This window comes from Flavobacterium columnare NBRC 100251 = ATCC 23463 (genome assembly GCF_002530675.1).
Lineage (GTDB): Bacteria > Bacteroidota > Bacteroidia > Flavobacteriales > Flavobacteriaceae > Flavobacterium > Flavobacterium columnare.
The window spans coordinates 70,073-92,217 of sequence record NZ_PCMX01000023.1 but is presented as its reverse complement, the minus strand read 5'-3'; the positions used below and the strand labels follow the sequence as shown (position 1 = coordinate 92,217).

Annotated in this window: 23 protein-coding genes and 1 riboswitch; of the genes, 17 read left to right on the top strand and 6 right to left on the bottom strand. The window is 33.2% G+C overall.

Annotation, left to right across the window (positions count from 1 at the left end; translation table 11 throughout):
• Positions 1–13 precede the first annotated feature (13 nt).
• The 4 genes from B0A78_RS04285 to B0A78_RS04270 form a co-directional block, all read right to left on the bottom strand.
• On the bottom strand, positions 14–1,699 hold the full coding sequence (locus B0A78_RS04285; protein ID WP_097609417.1) for a DUF262 domain-containing protein: 1,686 nt from the start codon (positions 1,697–1,699) through the stop codon (positions 14–16).
• A gap of 10 nt (positions 1,700–1,709) precedes the next feature.
• Positions 1,710–4,634 carry a leucine--tRNA ligase gene (leuS, locus tag B0A78_RS04280; RefSeq protein ID WP_097609416.1) on the bottom strand — a complete coding sequence of 975 codons (2,925 nt, stop codon included), beginning with the start codon at positions 4,632–4,634 and terminating at the stop codon, positions 1,710–1,712.
• Positions 4,635–4,696: 62 nt separating this feature from the next.
• Positions 4,697–5,452, bottom strand: coding sequence for a phosphatase PAP2 family protein (locus B0A78_RS04275; RefSeq protein ID WP_077225834.1), 756 nt, complete (start codon positions 5,450–5,452; stop codon positions 4,697–4,699).
• A gap of 7 nt (positions 5,453–5,459) precedes the next feature.
• The gene (locus tag B0A78_RS04270) at positions 5,460–6,461 is read right to left on the bottom strand and encodes a phosphatase PAP2 family protein (protein WP_014165865.1); all 1,002 of its coding nucleotides are present in this window, start codon (positions 6,459–6,461) and stop codon (positions 5,460–5,462) included.
• A 122-nt stretch (positions 6,462–6,583) separates the two neighbouring features.
• Between B0A78_RS04270 and B0A78_RS04265 the strand changes: the two genes are divergently transcribed.
• From B0A78_RS04265 to truB, 4 genes are all read left to right on the top strand, one after another.
• Positions 6,584–7,459: a cell division protein FtsX gene (locus B0A78_RS04265; RefSeq protein WP_065212857.1), complete on the top strand. Its 876-nt coding sequence runs from the start codon at positions 6,584–6,586 to the stop codon at positions 7,457–7,459.
• Positions 7,460–7,539: 80 nt separating this feature from the next.
• Positions 7,540–7,770, top strand: a complete 231-nt coding sequence (locus B0A78_RS04260; protein ID WP_014165867.1) for a DUF3098 domain-containing protein — start codon at positions 7,540–7,542, stop codon at positions 7,768–7,770.
• An 80-nt stretch (positions 7,771–7,850) separates the two neighbouring features.
• Positions 7,851–8,660: an undecaprenyl-diphosphate phosphatase gene (locus B0A78_RS04255; protein ID WP_014165868.1), complete on the top strand. Its 810-nt coding sequence runs from the start codon at positions 7,851–7,853 to the stop codon at positions 8,658–8,660.
• 4 nt (positions 8,661–8,664) lie between these two features.
• The gene (truB, locus tag B0A78_RS04250; protein WP_014165869.1) at positions 8,665–9,363 is read left to right on the top strand and encodes a tRNA pseudouridine(55) synthase TruB; all 699 of its coding nucleotides are present in this window, start codon (positions 8,665–8,667) and stop codon (positions 9,361–9,363) included.
• 153 nt (positions 9,364–9,516) lie between these two features.
• Here the strand turns inward: truB and B0A78_RS04245 are convergent, their stop codons facing one another.
• A complete protein-coding gene (locus tag B0A78_RS04245) occupies positions 9,517–10,146 on the bottom strand; it encodes a thioredoxin family protein (RefSeq protein ID WP_014165870.1) in 630 nt (209 codons plus the stop codon).
• Positions 10,147–10,290: 144 nt separating this feature from the next.
• Between B0A78_RS04245 and B0A78_RS04240 the strand changes: the two genes are divergently transcribed.
• The 13 genes from B0A78_RS04240 (at position 10,291) to B0A78_RS04180 (ending at position 21,382) form a co-directional block, all read left to right on the top strand.
• Positions 10,291–10,851, top strand: coding sequence for a DNA-3-methyladenine glycosylase I (locus B0A78_RS04240; protein ID WP_014165871.1), 561 nt, complete (start codon positions 10,291–10,293; stop codon positions 10,849–10,851).
• Between the two features lie 45 nt (positions 10,852–10,896).
• Positions 10,897–10,991, top strand: a riboswitch (TPP riboswitch).
• 57 nt (positions 10,992–11,048) lie between these two features.
• The gene (gene thiS, locus B0A78_RS04235) at positions 11,049–11,255 is read left to right on the top strand and encodes a sulfur carrier protein ThiS (RefSeq protein WP_014165872.1); all 207 of its coding nucleotides are present in this window, start codon (positions 11,049–11,051) and stop codon (positions 11,253–11,255) included.
• 86 nt (positions 11,256–11,341) lie between these two features.
• Complete coding sequence (gene thiC, locus B0A78_RS04230; protein WP_014165873.1) at positions 11,342–13,156, top strand: phosphomethylpyrimidine synthase ThiC; 1,815 nt, start codon at positions 11,342–11,344, stop codon at positions 13,154–13,156.
• Between the two features lie 140 nt (positions 13,157–13,296).
• Positions 13,297–13,869 carry a thiamine phosphate synthase gene (locus B0A78_RS04225; protein WP_014165874.1) on the top strand — a complete coding sequence of 191 codons (573 nt, stop codon included), beginning with the start codon at positions 13,297–13,299 and terminating at the stop codon, positions 13,867–13,869.
• Complete coding sequence (locus tag B0A78_RS04220) at positions 13,836–14,588, top strand: hydroxymethylpyrimidine/phosphomethylpyrimidine kinase (protein WP_041253451.1); 753 nt, start codon at positions 13,836–13,838, stop codon at positions 14,586–14,588. The genes B0A78_RS04225 and B0A78_RS04220 overlap by 34 nt, the downstream gene beginning before the upstream one ends.
• Positions 14,578–15,210: a thiamine phosphate synthase gene (gene thiE / locus B0A78_RS04215; RefSeq protein ID WP_014165876.1), complete on the top strand. Its 633-nt coding sequence runs from the start codon at positions 14,578–14,580 to the stop codon at positions 15,208–15,210. Before B0A78_RS04220 ends, thiE begins: the two co-directional genes overlap by 11 nt.
• Positions 15,203–15,961, top strand: coding sequence for a thiazole synthase (locus B0A78_RS04210; RefSeq protein ID WP_065212859.1), 759 nt, complete (start codon positions 15,203–15,205; stop codon positions 15,959–15,961). Before thiE ends, B0A78_RS04210 begins: the two co-directional genes overlap by 8 nt.
• A 178-nt stretch (positions 15,962–16,139) precedes the next feature.
• Entirely contained in the window at positions 16,140–17,252 is a 1,113-nt protein-coding gene (gene thiH, locus B0A78_RS04205; RefSeq protein WP_014165878.1) for a 2-iminoacetate synthase ThiH, read from the top strand.
• 147 nt (positions 17,253–17,399) lie between these two features.
• The gene (locus tag B0A78_RS04200; protein WP_065212860.1) at positions 17,400–18,110 is read left to right on the top strand and encodes a HesA/MoeB/ThiF family protein; all 711 of its coding nucleotides are present in this window, start codon (positions 17,400–17,402) and stop codon (positions 18,108–18,110) included.
• Between the two features lie 60 nt (positions 18,111–18,170).
• Positions 18,171–19,292 (top strand): M48 family metallopeptidase, encoded by a 1,122-nt coding sequence (locus B0A78_RS04195; RefSeq protein WP_014165880.1) that lies wholly within the window; start codon positions 18,171–18,173, stop codon positions 19,290–19,292.
• Positions 19,293–19,296: 4 nt separating this feature from the next.
• Positions 19,297–19,959, top strand: a complete 663-nt coding sequence (locus tag B0A78_RS04190) for a TIGR00266 family protein (RefSeq protein WP_014165881.1) — start codon at positions 19,297–19,299, stop codon at positions 19,957–19,959.
• 9 nt (positions 19,960–19,968) lie between these two features.
• On the top strand, positions 19,969–20,691 hold the full coding sequence (locus tag B0A78_RS04185; protein ID WP_014165882.1) for a TIGR00266 family protein: 723 nt from the start codon (positions 19,969–19,971) through the stop codon (positions 20,689–20,691).
• Positions 20,692–20,698: 7 nt separating this feature from the next.
• Positions 20,699–21,382, top strand: a complete 684-nt coding sequence (locus B0A78_RS04180; protein WP_014165883.1) for a TIGR00266 family protein — start codon at positions 20,699–20,701, stop codon at positions 21,380–21,382.
• 110 nt (positions 21,383–21,492) lie between these two features.
• Here the strand turns inward: B0A78_RS04180 and aat are convergent, their stop codons facing one another.
• Positions 21,493–22,131, bottom strand: a complete 639-nt coding sequence (gene aat, locus B0A78_RS04175; RefSeq protein WP_014165884.1) for a leucyl/phenylalanyl-tRNA--protein transferase — start codon at positions 22,129–22,131, stop codon at positions 21,493–21,495.
• Positions 22,132–22,145: the final 14 nt, after the last annotated feature.

Sequence of the window (22,145 nt, the reverse complement as noted above, 5' to 3'; positions counted from 1 at the left end):
ATATAGTTCAATTTTATTCCAACAACTGTATTTTCCAAATTGACTTTGCATATCTTGCCATTTCTCGTTGTCTAGAAATAAGTTTGCTTTCATTCCAAGTTTCAAACTCTTCAGTAATTCTTTTCGTAAATTTGGCATTACTCTTTGAAAACACCTCTTTTTTTACTTCAAATTTTGAATTATCTATTTCTCGATTCAAACTTTTTTCAAGCAATGCTAAATTACCTAATCTAAATATTGAACGATTGATTTCTTCATCTGTAAAATCACCCCAGTTTTCATCTGCACTTTCTGGCAATATATGTTCAATGGTAAATATATCACTTTCAAAAGAAATATCATTTGAAAATATTTTCTTTTCAATATTCCCTAAAATATATTTCACTATTTTATGGTTTCTAGTTGTTCTTTTAAAACTTTTTGAAATATAATCTTGCTCAAAATCTGCATCATTGATATAAATAGATCTCAGTAATTCTATATTATAGTTGCCATTTTTAAATATTTCAAGTGCAACTTTATTATAAGCATCTTCTTGATCATTAGGATTTAAGCCTCCAATTACATTATATCTAAATGAAATAATTGAACAGTATTTTACCAATTTTGTAAAATCGTCTATGTTTAATTTTTGATAAGCAATTAAAAACAAAGAATAGACTTGTCTTACTTGATAAAGTTTTAATTCATTCAAATAATTACTCAATTGCTTATTACTAAACCATAATTCATCATTTGGATTTTGTATAGCAGTAAAGATATCTGCATTTGTGTTCAAATCCCTAATTAAAGTAAAAGCTTGTTCTTTATTTAGGATCGATTTCTTTATAGTTTTAAATAAATTATTTTTTCTGACTATTTTATTTTTACTATTCCAATAATATCTCAAATATTCTTCAAATTTTTGACTGCCAAGTTTGCCTAAAACTTTGCTCCACAAAGATTCTAACTCCTCAATTTCTGATTTATGGGGTTTTGTCTCATCTACGATAGAAAACAAATAGTTTTTTAATAAATCAGAAGATGGTAATTGAACTCCTCTTGCATTAAGTGTTTCAAAAACTTTAAAAGCATTTAATGGATCTGTAACTTCAATTACAGTAAACGATAGTTTATCTACTATATTATCAACAAAACCAGCTAATTCCTCACCTGTTTTAAAAGTTTTTTTTGACTTATCATAAAACCATAAAAAACATTCTCTCAGATGTTTTTCTGATGAGTTTGTGTTTCTAATTGGCAAATCTTTTAACAAAACTAAATGTTGTCTATAATAATCATCACTATTTCTATTTAATTTAATTTTATTATCAGAAATCAATGTAACTGGATTTATGTTGCCAATATAACTGTTTCGTAATGCTTCTTTTCTTCTATTATTGTTATCGCTATCAACATTATTATTTATTAAATCATCCAAACATTTTAACACGGATAGGATTAGTAAACTCATCGTAGTTAACCTTTGTTGTCCATCAATAATAGAAAAAATTTTATTATTAGATGTTTGTAAAACAAGACAACCCATATAATGCTCAGATTCTTCATCTTCAAAGAGCGAAATAAGATCTAACCACAAATCGTCCCATTGTTCAACTTCCCAAGAATAGTCTCTCTGAAATTTAGGTATTTCAAAACGAAGACCATTACCGATTAATTGCCTATAAGTTTTATTTGAAGTATCTTGAATTCCTCTCATAATTGGAATTTTATCCCACCAAGTTAATAATTTTTCCTGGTACTATAATCACTTTATTAGGTGTTCTACCTTGTAATTGGTTTTGCGTGCGTTCGTCAGCCATAACTTTTTCTTGGATTTGCTCTACTGTTAAATCCAAAGGCAACTTAATCGTAAAACGCATTTTCCCATTAAAAGAAACTGGATATTCTTTTTCGCTTTCTACCAAGTATTTTTCTTCAAATTGAGGAAAAGCTACCGTTGCAATAGAACCTTCGTGACCTAAAGCATTCCATAACTCCTCGGCAATATGAGGCGCATAAGGCGAAATAATTACTGCCAATGGTTCTAAAATAGCTCTATGATGGCATTTTTGTTGTGATAATTCATTTACACAAATCATAAATTGGGAAACCGAGGTATTGAAAGAGAAATTCTCAATATCTTCCGTTACTTTTTTAATGGTTTTATGCAAAGATTTGTACATATCTGCCGTTGGTTCCTCATTAGTAACAATACTTCCATTATCATCAAAGTACAACCTCCATAATTTCTTTAAGAAACCATACACACCCGTAATACCCGCCGTATTCCAAGGTTTAGCTTGTTCTAGAGGTCCTAAGAACATTTCGTATAAACGCAACGTATCGGCACCGTATTCGTTACAGATGTCGTCTGGGTTGACTACGTTGTATTTCGATTTTGACATTTTTTCTACTTCGCGACCCACAATATAAGCCCCATCCGACTTCCTCGAAGGGGAAGAGACTGGCACGTATAGCTCACCATTGTCTAAAATGAATTCAGCGTCTTTATAATCGGAATACAAAGGATGATTTCTGAATTTCTGAATATCCAATTCATTTGTAATGTCGTTAATACACGATAAATCAACGTGAATAGGATGAACCTTTTTGTCTTTAATTAATCCTTTTGAATATATTTTTTTAGAATCTTCACTTCTATAAACAAAAGCACTCATCCCCAAAATCATCCCTTGATTGATTAATTTTTTGAAGGGTTCTTCGGTTGGTGCAAAACCTCTGTCTTTAAGAAATTTGTTCCAAAAACGAGAATATAATAAGTGACCAGTAGCGTGTTCGCTTCCACCTATGTATAAATCGACATTTTCCCAGTATTTTAAAGCTGCTTCACTTGCAAATTCATTTTCATTAGTCGCATCCATATAACGCATCCAGTACCAAGACGAACCTGCCCAACCTGGCATAGTATTTAATTCCAAAGGAAAAACAGATACATTATCAATTAACGTATTACTAACTACTGCACACTGTACACTATCCCACGCCCAAACTGATGCGTTTCCTAATGGTGGTTGACCATCTTCGGTTGGTAAGTATTTTTCTACTTCTGGTAAAATAATTGGTAAATGTTTCGCTTCAATCATTTGAGGCAATCCATTTACATAATACACTGGGAAAGGTTCGCCCCAATAACGTTGGCGTGAGAAAACGGCATCACGCAAACGGTAATTTACTTTGGCTTTTCCTGCTCCTATTTTTTCTAATTCCTCAATAACTTTCTTGGTTCCAGATTTGTAATCTAATCCGTTTAAGAAATCAGAATCTACTAATTCAAAACCAGATTTTTCCGCAAAAGCGCCAGCCTCCCCCGACCCCTCCAAAGGAGGGGAGGTAAGACTGAATATATTCTTAATTGGAATATTAAAGTGTTTTGCGAATGCGTAATCTCTTTCATCTCCAATTGGTACTGCCATTACTGCACCTGTTCCGTAGCCTGCTAATACATAATCGCCAATCCAAACGGGAATAGGTTCTTTGGTAAACGGATGTTCTGCATACGCACCTGTAAATACACCCGAAATAGTTTTTACATCGGCCATACGCTCTCTTTCTGAACGTTTTGCCGTTGCTTCAATATACGCATCTACCGCAGCTTTTTGCTCAGGAGTCGTAATTTGGGCAACCAATTCGTGTTCAGGAGCTAATGTCATAAATGTTACTCCAAAAATCGTATCAGGACGAGTTGTAAATACTTCTATATAGTTGAAAGTGGAAAGTCCAACGTCTGAAAGATCTTCTTTTGATTTTTGACTTTGAACTTTGAACTTAACAGTGGCTCCAACCGATTTTCCTATCCAGTTACGTTGCGATTCTTTCAACGATTCAGTCCAATCAATGGTATGAAGACCTTGTAGTAATCTTTCGGCATAGGCAGAAATTCGCATTGACCATTGGGTCATTTTTTTACGAATTACAGGATGGCCACCACGTTCTGAAACACCGTTTACAATTTCGTCATTAGCCAAAACTGTTCCTAATGCAGGACACCAGTTTACTTCGGTTTCTGCCAAATAGGTTAATCGATATTGTAGCAATATTTTTTGTTGCTCTTCAGAAGTGTATGATTTCCAGTCATTAGCCGTAAACACAGTAATATTATCATCAGATACCGCATTAACATTTGCATTTCCATCTTTTTCAAAAACGGAAATTAAAGTTGAAATATCTTCGGCTTTATCAGTATCGTTATTATACCACGAATTAAACAATTGAATAAAAATCCATTGGGTATGTTTGTAATAATCAGGATTAGAAGTACGTACTTCACGATCCCAATCAAATGAAAAACCTATTTTATCTAATTGTTCACGATAACGAGCAATGTTTTCGCGAGTTGTTTTTTCAGGATGTTGACCAGTTTGTATGGCATATTGTTCCGCTGGCAAACCAAAAGAATCATACCCTTGAGGATGTAATACATTATATCCTTGATGGCGTTTATAACGTGCCACAATATCAGAAGCGATATATCCCAGCGGGTGCCCTACGTGTAATCCAGCTCCCGAAGGATACGGAAACATATCTAATACGTAGTATTTTGGTTGGTTTGAATTGTTTGATGCAGCAAATGTTTTATTATTTGCCCAGTATTTTTGCCATTTGGCTTCAATTTCGTTGTGAAAATATTTCATATTATTTTTTATTTGGGTATAATGCCAAATGATTTTTAGTTTTAAAATAAATAGTTAAAAGTTTAATCAAGTTTTCCAATGAAACCCAGACCATAGGTTTTTTCATTTAAAATAGGATAAGCAATATAGCTCATTCTTTTATCTTTCTTTGTTTGGTCCCATTTAAAAGGACTCCAATAATGTACTACAATAGCGGATGCCATTCCTATACCTGCACCTGCGGCAACATCGCCAGGCCAATGACGTGTGTTAGCTACTCGTAAGACTCCTGTAGCAGTGGCAAATAAGAAACCAGAGGCTGCATACCATTTATTAGAATCTTTATATTCTAGATATTGAAGCATGGCATTTGTAAAAGCGGTTGCAGCATGTCCTGATGGGAATGAATTTTTAGCAGATCCATCAGGACGTAAGTCCCCTACAGAGTTCTTTAATCCGTGTACAATAGCAGCACTGATAGCATTTGAAACGATTTGATTTGTAATTATTTGCTTATATCCGTGCGTACTTTCAATACCTATGCTTTTACCACCTAAGGTTTGAACAATAGGAATATACTGTATATAATCATCAATTTTGGTACTAAAAGAAGCGCCAAATAATTGATTTTTAAAATCTAATAATTGATTACGCCAAGCCGGATTACGTAAAATAACACCAGATACTATTAATGTAGTAGGAATAATCATTTTCTTTATGTTAAAGGTATTATGATAATCTACCTTTTTTCCATGTATTGTATCTATTATTTGTGCAAAACTAGAAAAAGTGCATAAATAACTTATTAATATACAATAAATTAATTTTTGTTTTTTCATAATTTATCTAAAAAGTAATGGATAATCCTAATGTTTTAAAACCAGCCTTATTGGAACCTATCACATTCATTTCATATTTAGGTTTATTTAATTGTAATCCTATGTTTTTATTCACATCTTTAAATCTTCTTTTGGCAATATTTTTACCAGAAAAATATCCTATTAATAAAGCTAGAGGATAATCTGAAATCCAATGTACTTCACTTTGAACCATCTGAAAACACATACCTGCTATTAATGTATATCCAACAGGTTTAATCCATTTATAATCTGGATAATTGGTCGTAATCACGGTTAAAGCAGACATAATTGTAGTAAGATGTCCTGAAGGCATAGCGTCATAATGTGGGGTAGATTTTGCATAGGCTGAAAAACTAGGAAAAGGATTCCAATCGCCTCCTGGGTTACCATTTTCACGTGCGATAAATGGACTTTCACGTCCTGTAACTCGTTTTAAAAATTGAACATACACTCCTGATAATGCTAAACTTTCTATTAAGCCGCTGGCGGTTGATAACGCTCTATAGTCATTGTTAAACAAACCAAAGGTTGTAAATCCAGCTGTTAGTAATATAACTGTAGTACCATTTCCTATTAGATAAAAACCAGCGCCAAGATTTTTAGGGATATTCTGTAACGGACCAAATTTACCATATATATTATTAGAACTTAATCCTATACGATCTGAAAATTCACGTGATGAATTCGTGATTGATTGATCAAACGGAACTAAAAGAGCTGTACTTGCAACTGCTCCTCCTAAATACCAAGCATGATCTTTAGCAATAAAGTCTTTACTGGTAGTAACAAAATCCTTTGGTAAAAAAGTAATGGCATCTAAAATTCGAGGTTTGTTATAAATTCGACTCGTATTTGGATTGATTTGATAAGACTGTGTTTTTTGTTCTGTTTCAAGTTTATCGGTTTTGATTCCCACTAAAGTATCGTTACTTTGACTGAATAAACCTAGATTTAACAGTAAACAACAGTAAAAAGCTATTTTTTTCAACTCTTTTAAATTTTTAAGATCCTTGCAAATTTACATTTATTATAAGAAAGTGGAAACTTTGAGCATTATTAACTTTACATAAAGAAAATCTTTGTTATTTTTACCGCAAATAAATATACTGTATGAGTTCATCTTTTGATAAGTTTCAAAAACGTCGATTAATTACATCGTATTTTTCAGTAGTACTAAGTGTCGGTTTAGTACTTTTTATGTTAGGATTATTAGCATTGTTTATCGTTAATGCAAAAAAATTGTCAAATGATTTTAAAGAAGGTATTACCATGACCGTTTTCTTTAAAGATGATGCTAAGGATACCACATTAACAAAGTATGGAGAAATGCTTAAAGAAGCAAAGTTTGCTAAAGATTATATTTTTATATCAAAAGATCAAGCTGCTAAAGAGCATGAAAAAACATTAGGAGAAAATTTTACAGAATTCTTAGGAATGAACCCGCTTAAAAATTCTTTTGATATTCATCTACGTGCTGACTATGTTGAAAACGATAGCGTAGCTAAAATTGAACGTAAACTAAGGGAAAATCCCCTAGTCGTTGATATTTTTTATGATAAACAATTAGTGAAAATGGTAAATGAAAATGTTAAAAAAGCTAGTATGTGGATACTGATCATAAGCGGCTTTCTTACTGTGGTAGCTGTCTTATTAATTAATAGTTCTTTACGTTTATCCATTTATGCTAACCGTTTTATTATTAAAACCATGCAAATGGTAGGGGCCACTAAATCGTTTATCAGAAAACCTTTTATAGTAAGAAGTGTTAAATTAGGAATGATAGGAGCTGGTGTTGCTATTATAGGTTTGTTAGGTGCATTGTTTTATATAGATACTATTTGGCCTACTCTAGGTGTGTTTAACGATATGTTCTCAATTGTTAGCATTCTATTAATTGTATTTGGAATTGGAGTATTAATTACTTGGTTAAGTACTTATTTTGCTACACAACGTTTTTTAAATTTGAGAACGGATGACTTATATTAATTTTTAGATTTAAGTATTGAATGCCATATTTTAGTAGAGTTCATTCTGAGTTCTATTTTCTAAATTTTAAATTTTTTTTTATGGAAAATAAAAAACATGAATTTCTTTTTGAAAAAGTAAATTATAAATTTTTACTAATAGGTATTGCTATTATTGCATTAGGTTTTGTACTAATGGCTGGTGGCGGTAGTGATGATCCTACTGTTTTCAATCCTGAAATATTTAGTTTTAGAAGAATACGATTAGCACCAACCATGGTTTTAGCTGGTTTTGGTGTGGTCATTTATTCTATTTTCAAACAAGAAAAATAAAATAATGAAGTGATTTGTGAAGAGTAAATAATTTTGCTGACCAATTTCTTTTCGCTAATCAGTAATCGCTCAATTTAAAAATGGATGTACTCAAAGCAATTATTATCGCTATAGTAGAAGGGTTAACAGAATATTTACCTGTTTCTTCCACTGCTCACATGATTTTTACAAGTTCTTTTTTTGGCGTTCAAAATGATGATTTTGTAAAACTATTTCAAGTTTCAATACAATTTGGTGCTATTTTAGCGGTAGTTTTCTTGTATTGGAAAAAGTTTTTTGATTTTACTAAATTTAATTTTTATATTAAGTTGGCAGCAGCTGTTGTTCCCGCTTTAATATTAGGTAAACTGTTTGATGATAAAATAGAAGCTGTTTTAGAAAAACCCATTCCAATTGCTTTTGTATTAATAGTAGGAGGTGTTATTTTATTATTTATTGACCGTTTTTTTCAAAATCCTCAGATTACTTCCGAAGAAGAAATTTCTATTAAAAAAGCTATCACTATTGGATTTTGGCAATGTCTAGCTATGATGCCAGGAACGAGTAGAAGTGCTGCATCTATAATTGGAGGAATGCAACAAGGCCTCACACGTCACGTAGCTGCCGAATTTTCTTTCTTTTTAGCGGTTCCCACTATGTTGGCTGTAACTTGCTACTCTGTGTTTTTAAAAACGTATGAACATAGTCAAATGAAAGGCTATGAGTTAATCTTACAATCAAAAGACACTATTACAATGTTTATTATAGGAAATATAGTAGCATTTATAGTAGCCGTATTAGCCATCAAATTATTCATAGGAATAATCAAAAAATATGGTTTTAAACCTTGGGGCTGGTATCGTATTATTGCAGGAAGCTTATTGTTAATCTATTTTTCTATTAATAAATAAAACGTTGTACACAAAAGAAGACATATTAAACGGACAGATCTTATTGATAGACAAACCTCTCAATTGGAGCTCTTTTCAAGCGGTTAATAAATTAAAATATGTATTAAAAAACCGATTAGATTTACCTAAAAAATTTAAAATAGGTCATTCAGGTACCTTAGACCCCTTAGCAACGGGGTTACTGATTGTTTGCACAGGAAAATACACCAAAAAAATTCCTGAATTAATGGGACAAACGAAGGAATATACAGGTACTATACAATTAGGTGCTACAACTCCTTCTTATGATTTAGAAACACCTGTAAACGCTACTTTTCCTATCAATCATATTACGCCTGTACTCATAACAGAAACCGTTAAACAATTTATAGGTGAAATAGAACAAAAACCACCTGTCTTTTCTGCCTTAAAAAAAGAGGGTAAACGCTTATATGAGTACGCACGGACTGGAACCGAAATAGAAATAGAAGCACGAAAAACAACTATTTACGAATTTGAGATAACCCGAATTGAGTTACCTGAAATTGATTTTAGGGTCAGTTGTAGTAAAGGTACTTATATTCGCTCTCTAGCTCATGATCTAGGAGCTGCCTTAGAATCTGGTGGGCATTTAACGGCTTTAAGACGTACAAAAAGTGGTGATTTTTCTGTAGAAAAAGCATTAACACCTGATGCGTTTTCAGAATTAATTACTAATAATTAATTTTAAAATGAGATTATTCTAAAAGTGAAACCACATCTAGAGAAACATATATAAAATTCGGCATTGTGGTAAAAATTCATTTTTAATAGGCTTCCCAATATTTACTAATAAAAATAGGCTATCCTTCTTTTTAGGATAGCCTATTTTTAATTTTTAATTATAAGTTTTATGATGTACAAGTTCTTCTAGACGCATCATGATAGATGTTAATTCCTCCATTGTGCTTTTTCCTTTATCATGCAAATACCAAAGTTGTAATTCTTTTTTTGCTGTTTGATCTACTATCCCATGTTGAGCCTTATAATTTTTAATCAGATTAGTCGCTCCTTCAGGTCGAGGACCCCAAGTTGCTTTTAACTCCTTGTTTTCATTATCTAAAATAATAACTTTTGGTATAGCACGCGCATCATTAGTTAAAAAACAACTCATTAGAGGATCATTTGCATCTCTAAATACGAATCGTAAATTAATTTTATCCGTTACAGAACTTATCTTTGATAAAACAGGTGCTATTTGAGCCACATCTCCACACCAACCCTCTGCTAATACTAACCAAGTATATTCATTTTTTATATTTTTTAATTTTTCCAAAACATCTTCAGGAATCTGCAAAGTTTTATCTAAACGATTCATGCGAGTTTGGTTTAATTGGCTATAATACAGATGATCTTCCGACTGATCATTACCTGAAGACTTTCCTTGAACTAATAAGTCGGCTAGTGATTTTCTATACTCTGAATAGGTATAACTATTTAATAGACCTTGGATAATTTCTGTTTTCATAATAGTTAATAGTTTGTGTGTTTTTTTTAGATTTTCGAAATTATAATCTTCTAATAAAAATATTAAAATTAATTATATTATACGTAATTAATATGTAAATTTATATGTAAAAAAATATTTTTATTGTAACAAAAATTACATAATATGAAAAAAATACGTTGCAACTGGTGTGAAAAAGATGATTTATATCGTAACTACCATGATAATGAATGGGGTACCCCAGTGTACGATGATGAAACAATTTTTGAATTTTTGGTATTAGAAACCTTTCAAGCAGGGTTGAGCTGGTATACCATTCTTTGTAAGAGAGAAAATTTCAGAAAAGCTTTCAATAATTTTGATTTTGAAAAAATTGCAAAATATAGTCAAAAGAAGATGGAACTACTAGCACAAGATTCGGGTATTATTCGTCATAAACTTAAAATAAAAGCAACCGTAACAAACGCACAAGCGTTTATTAAAATCAGGGAAGAATTTGGAACTTTTTCGGAATACATTTGGGGCTTTGTAGATGGCAAACCTATAGATAATACTCCTCAAACGTTAAAAGATGTTCCAGCTACCACCGAAATATCAAACAAATTAAGTAAAGATCTTAAAAAAAGAGGATTTAAATTTGTGGGTTCTACCGTAGTCTATGCCTATATGCAGGCGATAGGTATGGTAAACGATCACATAGAAGATTGTTGGAAGAGGAATAACTGATTCAAAATTTAACATTTATAATTTAAAATAAAAGTTTACATTTGTCTCGTACTTTAGGGGTGTTTGCATAGCAAGCTGAGATTTTACCCTTTGAACCTGATCTAGTTCATACTAGCGTAGGGAAAAGTAAATGACTTCTTTTATAGCATCCTAAGCTATACCTGTGGCCATTCCTAAAGTGATAAAACTAACAAAGAATGGAACTTATAATTAATCAAGAAAAAAAAATATTTGAGAATGAAGCACTCACTGTGCAACAATTACTCGATATTGAATTACCTAATAAACAAAGAGGTATTGCAATTGCAATAAATGAACAAGTAATCCCAAAATCACAATGGGACAGTACTTCTATACAACCTAATCAAAATATAATTATTATTAAAGCTACTCAAGGAGGTTAAAATTCTAGATTTCTGAATATTACTTCTGTTTTTAAGATTTAAACCTATCCCAAAACTATTTATATAATTCTGTTAAGTATAAAACTATGGAAAATACAATCACTAGAGCACCTTTCCCGAACTCAAAAAAGGTGTACGTTCAAGGCGAAATACACGACATTCAAGTAGCAATGCGTGAAATTACTTTATCGGATACTAAACTAACTAACGGACAAGTAGAACAAAATCCACCCGTTACTGTTTATGATACTTCTGGTGCCTATACTGATCCAACTATGGAAATTGATGTACGTAAAGGGTTACCTCGTTTACGTGAACAATGGATTTTAGATAGAAAAGATGTTAATATATTAGATAGCCTAAGTTCTGAATATGGAAAACAGCGTTTAGCGGATAAAAAATTAGATCATTTACGCTTTGAGTACCTACATCAACCAATGCGTGCCAAAAAAGGAGCCAATGTAACGCAACTTTACTACGCAAAACAAGGAATCATTACTCCCGAAATGGAATATATTGCCATACGTGAAAACCAACGCATTGAACAATTAGAAACGGCACAAAAGGCGATGTGTCAGCAACACGTAGGGGAAAGTTTTGGAGCAAGAACACCTAAAGGCAAAATTACAGCCGAGTTTGTTCGTAGCGAAGTAGCAGCAGGAAGAGCCGTTATCCCAAATAATATCAATCATCCAGAAAGTGAACCTATGATTATAGGGCGTAACTTTTTGGTAAAAATTAATGCGAATATAGGTAACAGTGCAGTAACTTCAAGTATTGAAGAAGAAGTTGAAAAAGCTGTTTGGGCTTGTCGTTGGGGAGCTGATACTATTATGGATTTATCTACAGGCAAGAACATTCATGAAACTCGCGAATGGATTATTCGAAACTCTCCTGTACCTATTGGAACTGTGCCTATTTATCAAGCTTTAGAAAAGGTAAAAGGGGTTGCTGAGGATTTAACTTGGGAAATTTTCCGCGATACCTTAATTGAACAATGCGAACAAGGGGTTTCTTATTTCACTATTCACGCAGGTGTTTTATTGCGTTATATTCATTTGACGGCAAATAGAGTAACAGGAATTGTATCTCGTGGCGGTTCTATTATGGCAAAGTGGTGCTTATTTCACCATAAAGAAAATTTCTTATACACGCATTTTGAAGACATTTGCCAAATTTTAAAACAATATGATGTAGCCTTTTCATTAGGTGACGGTTTACGTCCTGGTTCTATTGCCGATGCCAATGATGCTGCTCAATTTGCCGAATTAGAAACTTTGGGTGAATTAACAAAAATTGCTTGGAAACACGATGTACAAGTATTTATTGAAGGTCCAGGTCACGTGCCTATGCACCTGATTAAGGAAAATATGGAAAAACAATTGGAATGTTGTTCTGAAGCTCCTTTTTACACCTTAGGTCCTTTAACTACCGATATTGCACCAGGTTACGACCATATTACATCGGGAATTGGAGCAGCCATGATTGGGTGGTATGGTTGTGCCATGTTGTGTTATGTAACACCTAAAGAACATTTGGGTCTGCCGAATAAAAAAGACGTGAAAGACGGAGTAATCACCTATAAAATTGCAGCTCATGCAGCCGATTTAGCAAAAGGTCACCCAGGAGCGCAATACCGTGATAATGCTTTAAGTAAAGCCCGATTTGAATTCCGTTGGGAGGATCAATTCAATCTTTCCTTAGATCCTGACACTGCTCGTGAATTCCACGATGAAACTCTACCTGCCGATGCGGCTAAAGTAGCTCACTTCTGCTCAATGTGTGGTCCTAAATTCTGTTCGATGAAAATTTCACAAGAAATTAGAGATACTGCTGTCGAAGAAGGACTTAAAGCCAAATCGGAGGAATTTATTGAAAACGGTAAAGAGATTTATGTATAATATGATGAATTCACAGAGATACATAAAGAAGCTATGTGAACTTTGTGTGACTCTGTGAAAAAACTTTGTGATACGAGCGAAGCGAACTAAAGAAGTAAACTCTGTGTAAGAACTTTGTGAAACTTAGTGAACCAAAAAAAATGATTCTACTATCAACAGAACATACTATAGAAAATGAAATTCAAACCCTGCATCAGTTATTTGATGCAGGGCTTACTCATTTTCATATCAGAAAACCTAACTACACTTTACAAGAAACAAAAGCATATTTAGAAAAAATTGACACTTATTTTCATCCATTTTGTGTAGTATATTATCCTGAATTAGTAAATGAATACGATTTGAAAGGAATCCATCAAACTAGTCAAAATAGAAATTCGATAGTAAAAAATACAAAAAGTTTATCCACCTCAACGCATAGTATTACAGAATTTAATGAACTCGATTCGGCTTATCATTATGCCTTTTTGAGTCCAGTATTTCCAAGTATTTCGAAAGTTAATTATCAAAATCCTGAGATTCTTCATCAAATTGCTCAACGTACAAATTTTAATACCCAACTTATAGCTTTGGGAGGAATTTCAGAAAAAAACATTTCCGAAGTACTTCTGTATTTTAACTCGGTTGCCTTATTAGGTGCTATTTGGTTACATCCTAATCCTATAGAACAATGGAAAAAATGTCAAAACATCGTCCTTTCGTACTCAGTCTAGCAGGCTTTGATCCTTCGGCTGGAGCGGGGGTTCTTGCCGATGTTAAAACATTTGAAATGCAGAAAGTATATGGATTAGCCGTGATTACTGGTAATACTATTCAAACGGAAGATAGGTTTCTCAAAATGGAGTGGATGAACACTTCTTGGGTAATTGATAGTCTCAATCATCTTGCTAAACAGTATGAAGTACAAGCTGTGAAAATTGGAATTATTCCCAGCTTAGAAACATTGGATACGTATCTAAAAACAATAAAACTCTTGTGGCCAAAGGCTAAAATTGTTTGGGATCCCGTTTTAAAAGCCACCGCAAATTATGAATTCACTCCGCTTATTTACGATTGTTTACCATCTATTTTAGAACAAGTTGATCTCATCACTCCTAATCATAATGAATTAGACATCTTAGTTCCTCAATCCATAAGCCCTCTAGAAAAAACTGAGTTATTGGCACAACATACGGCAGTTTTATGGAAAGGAGGACATAATATATCCCAACTAGGAACAGATTATTTGATTATAAGCCATGAAACTCATACTTTAAAACCCTCTACTAACAAAATATATCCCAAACACGGTTCAGGTTGTATTTTATCATCTGCCATCACGGCACATTTAGCTCTAGATAAATCACTTCCAGAAAGTTGTAAAAAAGCCAAACAATTTATAGAACAAACATTAAACTCAAATAAAAAATTATTAGCCTACTATGTTACCTAAAATTCAATTTATATCGCAGGGGGCAACGCCTGAAAAGCAACTTAATTCGATTCGAAAAGCCTTAGATGCGGGAATTACTTGGACTCAATTACGTTATAAAAACGCTTCTAAAATTGATGTTTTTAGATTGGCCGAAAAAGTTAAAAAAGAAACGGATCAATATAATGCTTTGCTTACCATAAATGATTTTCCTACCATAGCCAAAGCCATAGATGCTCACGGATTACATTTAGGACTTACTGATGGAAGTATTGATCAAGCACGTGAATTATTAGGTAATGTTAAAATTATAGGAGGTACAGCCAACACTCTTGAAGATGTACAACAACGATTAGCTGAAAGATGTGATTATCTGGGTTTAGGTCCATTGCGATTTACTACCACTAAAGAAAAACTAAGCCCCCCGTTAGGTTTTGAAGGTTATAAAAAAATTATCAATACCAGCTCAAATACAGCATTGGTAAAACCCATTTTTGCCATTGGAGGAATAGTAGAAAATGACCTCCCTAAACTAGTAGAAATTGGAGTGTATGGCATAGCCGTTTCTGGTTTAATTTGTAATGCCACACAACCTAGTCAAATTGTAAAACAACTCAACGAAACACTTTATACGTATGCTTAAAATAGGAAATACCACATTTAGCTCCCGATTGTTTGTTGGTACTGGAAAATTTGGTTCTAGTCAAATAATGGAAGAAGCTATTTTAGCCTCTGGTTCAGAATTAGTAACGGTAGCCTTAAAAAGAGTCGATTTTGAAACCGAAACCGATGCCATTCTTTCGCACCTCAACCATTCGCATATTCAATTATTACCCAATACTTCTGGAGCAAGAAATGTTAAAGAAGCTGTTTTCGCAGCGCAATTAGCTCGAGAAGCAATGGAAACGAATTTAGTAAAACTCGAAATTCATCCGGATCCAAAATATTTACTTCCTGACCCTATCGAAACCTTAAAAGCTACGGAAGAACTCGCTAAACTAGGATTTGAAGTCTATCCTTACATTCATGCCGACCCCGTTTTATGTAAGTTACTTGAAGAAGTAGGTACCGCGGCGGTTATGCCTTTAGGTTCTCCCATAGGAAGTAACAAAGGACTTCGAACCATTGATTTTTTAGAAATCATCATCGAACAAAGTAAAGTACCTGTAATTATTGATGCAGGTATAGGTGCGCCGTCCGATGCTGCTAAAGCAATGGAATTAGGCGCTGATGCCGTGTTAGTAAACACCGCAATTGCCGTAGCTGGAAATCCAGTAGCCATGGCACAAGCATTTAAAGAAGCCGTTATTGCAGGACGTAGAGCCTTTGAAGCTCAGTTAGCCAATCCGCTAGCACAAGCCGAAGCCTCTAGTCCGTTAACGTCGTTTTTATAGAAAAGTTGTCCGAAAATTAAAAAATCAACGCACCGTTTGTCACTCCGACGCAAGGAGGAGTCTCATAATCAATATTATGTGATTTTCTTCGCCTATTCGAGCAAAGCTCTCGGGGCTCCCGTTGATCGAAATGAGAAGATTGCGACCTTTTAGGACTACCTCTTAAAATCTAAAAATTATGACCTTTAAAACTGTATTTGAAAACTATTCTTGGGAAACTGTTGCTAACCAAATTGCTTCGGTAACGCATCGTGATATAGAAAATGTTTTGCGTAAACCTAAACGAACCGTTGAGGATTTTCTGGTGCTTTTATCTCCCTTAGCCCAAGAGTATTTAGAACCTATGGCGCAACTGGCTCATCAACTCACGCAAAAACGCTTTGGGAAAACTATTCAACTGTATGCGCCTATGTATTTGAGTAACGAGTGCCAAAATATTTGTACCTATTGTGGTTTTAGCCTTGACAATAAAATCAAAAGAAAAACACTTTCAGATAGTGAAATTCGTCAGGAAGTAAAAGCTCTAAAAGCTATGGGCTACGATCACGTTTTGTTGGTAACGGGTGAAGCTAATTATACCGTAAATATTGGTTATTTCCTAAATGCTATTGAAGTCATTAAAAACGATTTTGCCAATATTTCTGTTGAAGTACAACCGCTTTCACAAGAAGAATACGAACAATTGCATCAAGCGGGTGTGTATTCTGTATTAGTATATCAGGAAACCTATCATAAAGAAGTTTATAAACAATACCATCCTAAAGGAAAAAAGTCCAACTTCGATTTTAGGTTAGAAACGCCTGACCGAGTAGGGAAATCAGGGGTTCACAAAATAGGATTGGGTGTCTTATTAGGACTAGAGGATTGGCGAGTAGATAGCTTTTTTAATGCCTTACATATTGATTATTTACAAAAAACCTATTGGAAAAGCAAATACTCTGTTTCTTTTCCACGATTGCGACCTGCTGAAGGGATCATTGAACCCAATTTTATTATGGAAGATAAAGATTTGCTCCAACTTATTTGTGCGTACCGCATTTGGAATGAAGATCTTGAAATTTCGATTTCTACTCGCGAGAATGAACATTTTCGGAATCATATTATTCCTATTGGGGTCACAACAATGAGTGCTGGATCTAAGACTAATCCAGGTGGTTATGTTGTCGATCCGCAAACATTAGAACAATTTGAAATTAGTGATGAACGCCCTGTGGCTGAAATTGCGCAGTTGATTAGTGCAAAGGGTTATCAACCTGTTTGGAAGGACTGGGATAAGGCATTTAGAATTTAGAAATGACCTCTGTAAAACTTTGTGCTTTACTTTGTGAACCTCTGTGTAACAAAAAAATACAATTTAGAATTGAAAAATTGAAACACTCAGACTTGAAACCTATTTGTCTTCAAAAAATTAAAAGCTCCAGAGGAGCGATATATTACTATGCTTACAATATCCGATTATTTGCGTTATTCCAAACATCTTCTTGTGCCTGAAATAAGGGAAGAAGGTCAATTAAAAATCAAAAATGCTAAAGTCCTCGTCATTGGTGCGGGTGGTTTAGGATGTCCCATTTTGCAATACCTCACTTCGGCTGGTGTAGGTACGCTGGGTGTGATTGATTTTGATACAGTAGCTTTACATAACTTACATCGTCAAGTTCTTTACAACGAAACTGATATTAATTTACCAAAAGTTACGCAAGCAAAAATTGTCCTTGAAAAACTAAACCCATCAGTTAATATACAAATTTTCAAGGAAAAACTAACTTCTAAAAACGCTCCAGATCTATTTGAAAGCTATGACATTATTGTAGATGGTTCGGATAATTTTACTACTCGATACTTGGTAAATGATGTTTGTGTACAATTAGAAAAGCCTTTAGTTTATGGCAGTATTTTTAAGTTTGAAGGACAACTAGCGGTATTCAATCATAACGGAAGCAAACAACTTCGCGATATATTTCCAGATTCACCTAACCCTGAAGACGTTCCTGATTGTTCATTAAACGGCGTAATTAGTTCGTTACCTGGCATTATAGGTACGATGATGGCACAAGAAACATTGAAAATGATTATAGGATTACCGGTTTTGAAAAACGAATTAATTGTTTTTTCAACTTTAAACTGGCAATTTCAAAAATTTGAGTTTTAATAATCTTTTAAAAATAGATTCTAGATAATCTTTTGCTATTTTTGTTAAAAACACAAAAAATTGGACACATATCAAGCAATATTAATTCATCCAGATGTTTTTGGAGGAAGAATTTCAGGAAATTTACAGATAAAAACAAACGGAGTTTTTTTTGAATCCAGTTCTATAAATTATCACATAGAGTTTGCAAATCTATCCATTAGTGTTGGAGGTGCCTCTAATAGATTTATCTTTTTTTCTGATTCAACCATTAATTCCATTTCTGTTTATACTTCTGATAAATCCATTTTAAAAAATACTATTCTTGTATCAAATAATAAATTCAAACAAGAAATCAAAAAATCAAAAAGCACTTTAAACACCCCTCTTAAAGGAATAATAGTTTTTTTAATTATTATTACATTATTCATTACCTCTCTTTATCTTTTAAAAGATAAAATGGTGGAAGGAATAGCAAATCAAGTACCTATTTCTTGGGAGAAAAAAGCGGGAGATAAACTATTTAGTACATTATCTTTGCAATATCATTTTATAAAAAATGATTCATTAAAAAAGGAATTTATAAAAGTAGCTAAGCCATTATTTTGTCAAATTGAAAAAGAAGGTTATAAAATAGATTTACATTTTGTAAAAGATCCAACTATAAACGCATTTGCTCTACCAGGAGGAAAGGTTATTATTCAAACAGGGTTAATAAAAAATGCTAAATCTTGGGAAGAAGTTATGGGGGTACTCAGCCATGAGCTTTCACATGTAACAAAACGTCATCACATCAGAGGAATCATCAATAATTTAGGTGTTTTTGCTATTTTATCAGCTACCGTTGGAGATGTAAGCGCCATAGCAGGTACATTTATTAATATGGGGGGCGAATTAGCTTCACTATCCAATAGTAGAGATTTTGAAATTGAGGCCGATGAAAAGGGAATGAAATATCTAATAAACGCCAAAATAAACCCAGCTGGATTAATTTCTTTTTTTGAAACTTTAGAAAAAGAAGAAAAAACAATTTTAGATTCTACTTCAGTTAAAAACATAGATTTATCTTTTTTATCAACACATCCTGATACAAAAAGCCGTATCAAAAAATTAAAGGAACAACAAAAAGAAGATAAAACACAACATACGGTGTTGCCTAATACATTTAATGCTTTTAAAACAAAACTTTTAAACTTAAAATAAAACTATGAGAATTAAAACAGAAGGAAAACCTGCTTTTGCTTACGTAATGGTTGAACTCGAACCAGGAGAAACCATTGTTGCAGAATCAGACGCAATGTCTAGTATGTCGGCCGAGCTAGATTTAGATGCTAAATTCAATGGAGGATTTTTTGTGGGTTTGGCAAAAAAAATCTTAGGAGGTGAAAGTCTTTTTATCAACCATTTTACAAATAATACCAATAAAACACTTTCATTGCATCTAACTCAATCAACACCAGGAGATATAGAGATTAAAGAATTAGACGGTACACAAAGTTATTGTATTCAAAGAGGAGCCTATATTGCTTCCGAAAAAGGAGTTAAACTAAGTGTAAAATGGGCTGGTTTAGGATCGCTAATTGGGGGGGAAGGACTATTCAAATTAGTAGTTTCTGGAACTGGAAAAGTAATTTTTGGTGCTTATGGAGGTTTACTTGAAAAAGAAATAGATGGTGAATATATTGTAGATACAGGACATCTTGTAGCTTATGAACCTAATATGAAACTTAAACCACAACTATCAGGAGGTATATTTAGTAGTTTTTTTGGAGGTGAAGGCTTTGTTACTAGAATAGAAGGAAAAGGAAAAATATATATCCAAACAAGGAATTTATCTGGTTTAGTTTCTTGGATTAACAGACAAATATAATTGCTTACAATGGATACATTAAATATGGAAATACAAAAAAAATCAACTGCTTTAAATGTTGATTTACAAATGCGACCAAGTTCTACTGCTGCTGTAATAAAATTACAACCTGGAGAAGAATTTACCGCAGAAGCGGGATCTATGATCGCCATGACTCCAAGTGTCACTATGACAACTTCCTCACAACAAAAAAAATCGGGAGGTTTCTTAAAAGGTTTAAAAAGAATGTTATCTGGAGAGAGCTTTTTCTTAAATCATTATAAAGCAAGTAGCGAAGGGGGAACTGTTTTTTTAAGTACTACGCTCGCTGGCGATATGATGGTAAAAGAACTTCAGGGCGAAGGTATTATTGTTCAAGGTGGGTCTTATGTGGCAAGTTCACCAAATATTACTATTGACATGAGCTTTCAAGGGTTCAAAAATTTAGTTTCTAAAGAAAGCCTTTTTTGGTTATCAGTCAAAGGAGAAGGAACTGTAATTGTAAATTCATTTGGTGCTATCTACCCTATCCAAATTGATGGTGAATATATAGTAGATACAGGACATATTGTAGCTTTTGAAGAAACCCTAAATTTCACACTAACAAAAGCGGGTAAAAGTTGGATAAGTTCAATTTTAGGAGGTGAAGGATTAGTATGTAAATTTGAAGGGAAAGGAACTGTATGGGTACAATCTCATAATACTTCAACGTTTGGAGGAATTCTAGGACCTAAACTTAAACCAAGAGGCTAACAACATTATGGAAACACAAAATAAAGGATTTAAATTTACAATGGATTGCAAACCAGATTTTGGTTTTGTGACCATCAACATACCAGCAGGAGAAAAACTAAAGGTAGAGGCTAGTGCTATGGCAACTATGGATACCAATCTAGAAATGAAAACAACTTTGAAAGGCGGTTTTTCAAGATTTTTAACGGGTGAGTCATTATTTATCAATGAATTCACAGCAAAAAATGGTTCAGGTGATATTCAGTTAGCGCCCGCTTGTCCTGGAGATATAGAACACATTTATTTAAACAACGAAACTGTCTATATTCAGAACAGTGCCTTTTTAGCTTCTTCAGAAAACATAACTATTGATTCAAAATTTCAAGGTTTAACAAAAGGGTTTTTCTCAGGTGAAAATTTATTTTTAATTAAATGTTCTGGAGAAGGGGATCTTTGGTTTAATTCTTATGGTGGAATCATACCGATTAACGTAGAAGATGGTTATGTAATAGATACGGGACATATTGTAGCGTTTACAGAAGGATTAACGTATGATGTAACCAGAGTTGGTGGATATAAATCGCTGTTCTTTTCAGGAGAAGGATTAGTATGCAGATTTCAAGGAAAAGGACGAATCTGGATTCAAACTAGAAAAATAACCCCATTCTTGAGCTGGACTTATCCATTTAGACCTGAGAAAAAAAGTAAATAATATTCAAGAGGCTGTCTAAAAAGGCAGCCTTTTTATCACTTAATACATCTAGTGAGAATATCTTTTGTATGGGATTCTATAAACTAGGGTCCTTTTTTATAAAACTCTCTTTATTTTTCTTTTAAAAGAGCTATAAAGTCTTCTCTTGGTATTTCATAACATCCTAAAGAAGCCAAATGGTCGTTGTATATTTGACAATCTAACAATTTATATTTATTCCCCTTTAGATAATCTACTAATGCAATAAAAGCTATTTTAGAAGCATTACTTACATGAGAAAACATACTTTCTCCACAAAAAACAGGATTCATATCTACCCCATACAATCCACCTACTAATTCCTCACCTAACCAAACCTCAACGGACATTGCCTTTCCTCTTTCATGTAAATATGTGTAGGAATCTATCATTTCATCTGTAATCCAAGTTCCGTATTGGTTTGGACGATAAATTTGTTGACAATTAATCATTACATCACGGAAACATGTATTAAAGGTAATTTTAAAAATACCTTTATTTATTACATTTCGCATGCTTTTAGAGGGTTTAAATTCATTAGGAAATAAAACCATACGCTGAGGTGGACACCACCATAAAATAGGATCATTATCATCAAACCAAGGGAAAATACCGTTTTTATAAGCCAATAGCAATCGTTCAGGCGATAAATCGCCACCTACTGCTAGTACGCCTTCTTTTGATGTCTCTTCTACTGGTGGAAAATATAATTCTTTAGTTATAAAGTACATAATTTATTAGAAAA

What these genes read in the sequence shown, in the direction of transcription:
- B0A78_RS04275 (WP_077225834.1), bottom strand. Translation starts at nt 5,452, where the DNA reads ATGAAAAAACAAAAATTAATTTATTGTATATTAATAAGTTATTTATGC.
- thiC (WP_014165873.1), top strand. Translation starts at nt 11,342, where the DNA reads ATGGAAAATACAATCACTAGAGCACCTTTCCCGAACTCAAAAAAGGTG.
- B0A78_RS04220 (WP_041253451.1), top strand. Translation starts at nt 13,836, where the DNA reads ATGTCAAAACATCGTCCTTTCGTACTCAGTCTAGCAGGCTTTGATCCT.
- B0A78_RS04240 (WP_014165871.1), top strand. Translation starts at nt 10,291, where the DNA reads ATGAAAAAAATACGTTGCAACTGGTGTGAAAAAGATGATTTATATCGT.
- thiS (WP_014165872.1), top strand. Translation starts at nt 11,049, where the DNA reads ATGGAACTTATAATTAATCAAGAAAAAAAAATATTTGAGAATGAAGCA.
- B0A78_RS04190 (WP_014165881.1), top strand. Translation starts at nt 19,297, where the DNA reads ATGAGAATTAAAACAGAAGGAAAACCTGCTTTTGCTTACGTAATGGTT.
- B0A78_RS04210 (WP_065212859.1), top strand. Translation starts at nt 15,203, where the DNA reads ATGCTTAAAATAGGAAATACCACATTTAGCTCCCGATTGTTTGTTGGT.
- B0A78_RS04185 (WP_014165882.1), top strand. Translation starts at nt 19,969, where the DNA reads ATGGATACATTAAATATGGAAATACAAAAAAAATCAACTGCTTTAAAT.
- leuS (WP_097609416.1), bottom strand. Translation starts at nt 4,634, where the DNA reads ATGAAATATTTTCACAACGAAATTGAAGCCAAATGGCAAAAATACTGG.
- B0A78_RS04260 (WP_014165867.1), top strand. Translation starts at nt 7,540, where the DNA reads ATGGAAAATAAAAAACATGAATTTCTTTTTGAAAAAGTAAATTATAAA.
- thiH (WP_014165878.1), top strand. Translation starts at nt 16,140, where the DNA reads ATGACCTTTAAAACTGTATTTGAAAACTATTCTTGGGAAACTGTTGCT.
- B0A78_RS04245 (WP_014165870.1), bottom strand. Translation starts at nt 10,146, where the DNA reads ATGAAAACAGAAATTATCCAAGGTCTATTAAATAGTTATACCTATTCA.
- B0A78_RS04265 (WP_065212857.1), top strand. Translation starts at nt 6,584, where the DNA reads ATGAGTTCATCTTTTGATAAGTTTCAAAAACGTCGATTAATTACATCG.
- B0A78_RS04255 (WP_014165868.1), top strand. Translation starts at nt 7,851, where the DNA reads ATGGATGTACTCAAAGCAATTATTATCGCTATAGTAGAAGGGTTAACA.
- B0A78_RS04180 (WP_014165883.1), top strand. Translation starts at nt 20,699, where the DNA reads ATGGAAACACAAAATAAAGGATTTAAATTTACAATGGATTGCAAACCA.
- B0A78_RS04200 (WP_065212860.1), top strand. Translation starts at nt 17,400, where the DNA reads ATGCTTACAATATCCGATTATTTGCGTTATTCCAAACATCTTCTTGTG.
- B0A78_RS04285 (WP_097609417.1), bottom strand. Translation starts at nt 1,699, where the DNA reads ATGAGAGGAATTCAAGATACTTCAAATAAAACTTATAGGCAATTAATC.
- thiE (WP_014165876.1), top strand. Translation starts at nt 14,578, where the DNA reads ATGTTACCTAAAATTCAATTTATATCGCAGGGGGCAACGCCTGAAAAG.
- aat (WP_014165884.1), bottom strand. Translation starts at nt 22,131, where the DNA reads ATGTACTTTATAACTAAAGAATTATATTTTCCACCAGTAGAAGAGACA.
- B0A78_RS04225 (WP_014165874.1), top strand. Translation starts at nt 13,297, where the DNA reads ATGATTCTACTATCAACAGAACATACTATAGAAAATGAAATTCAAACC.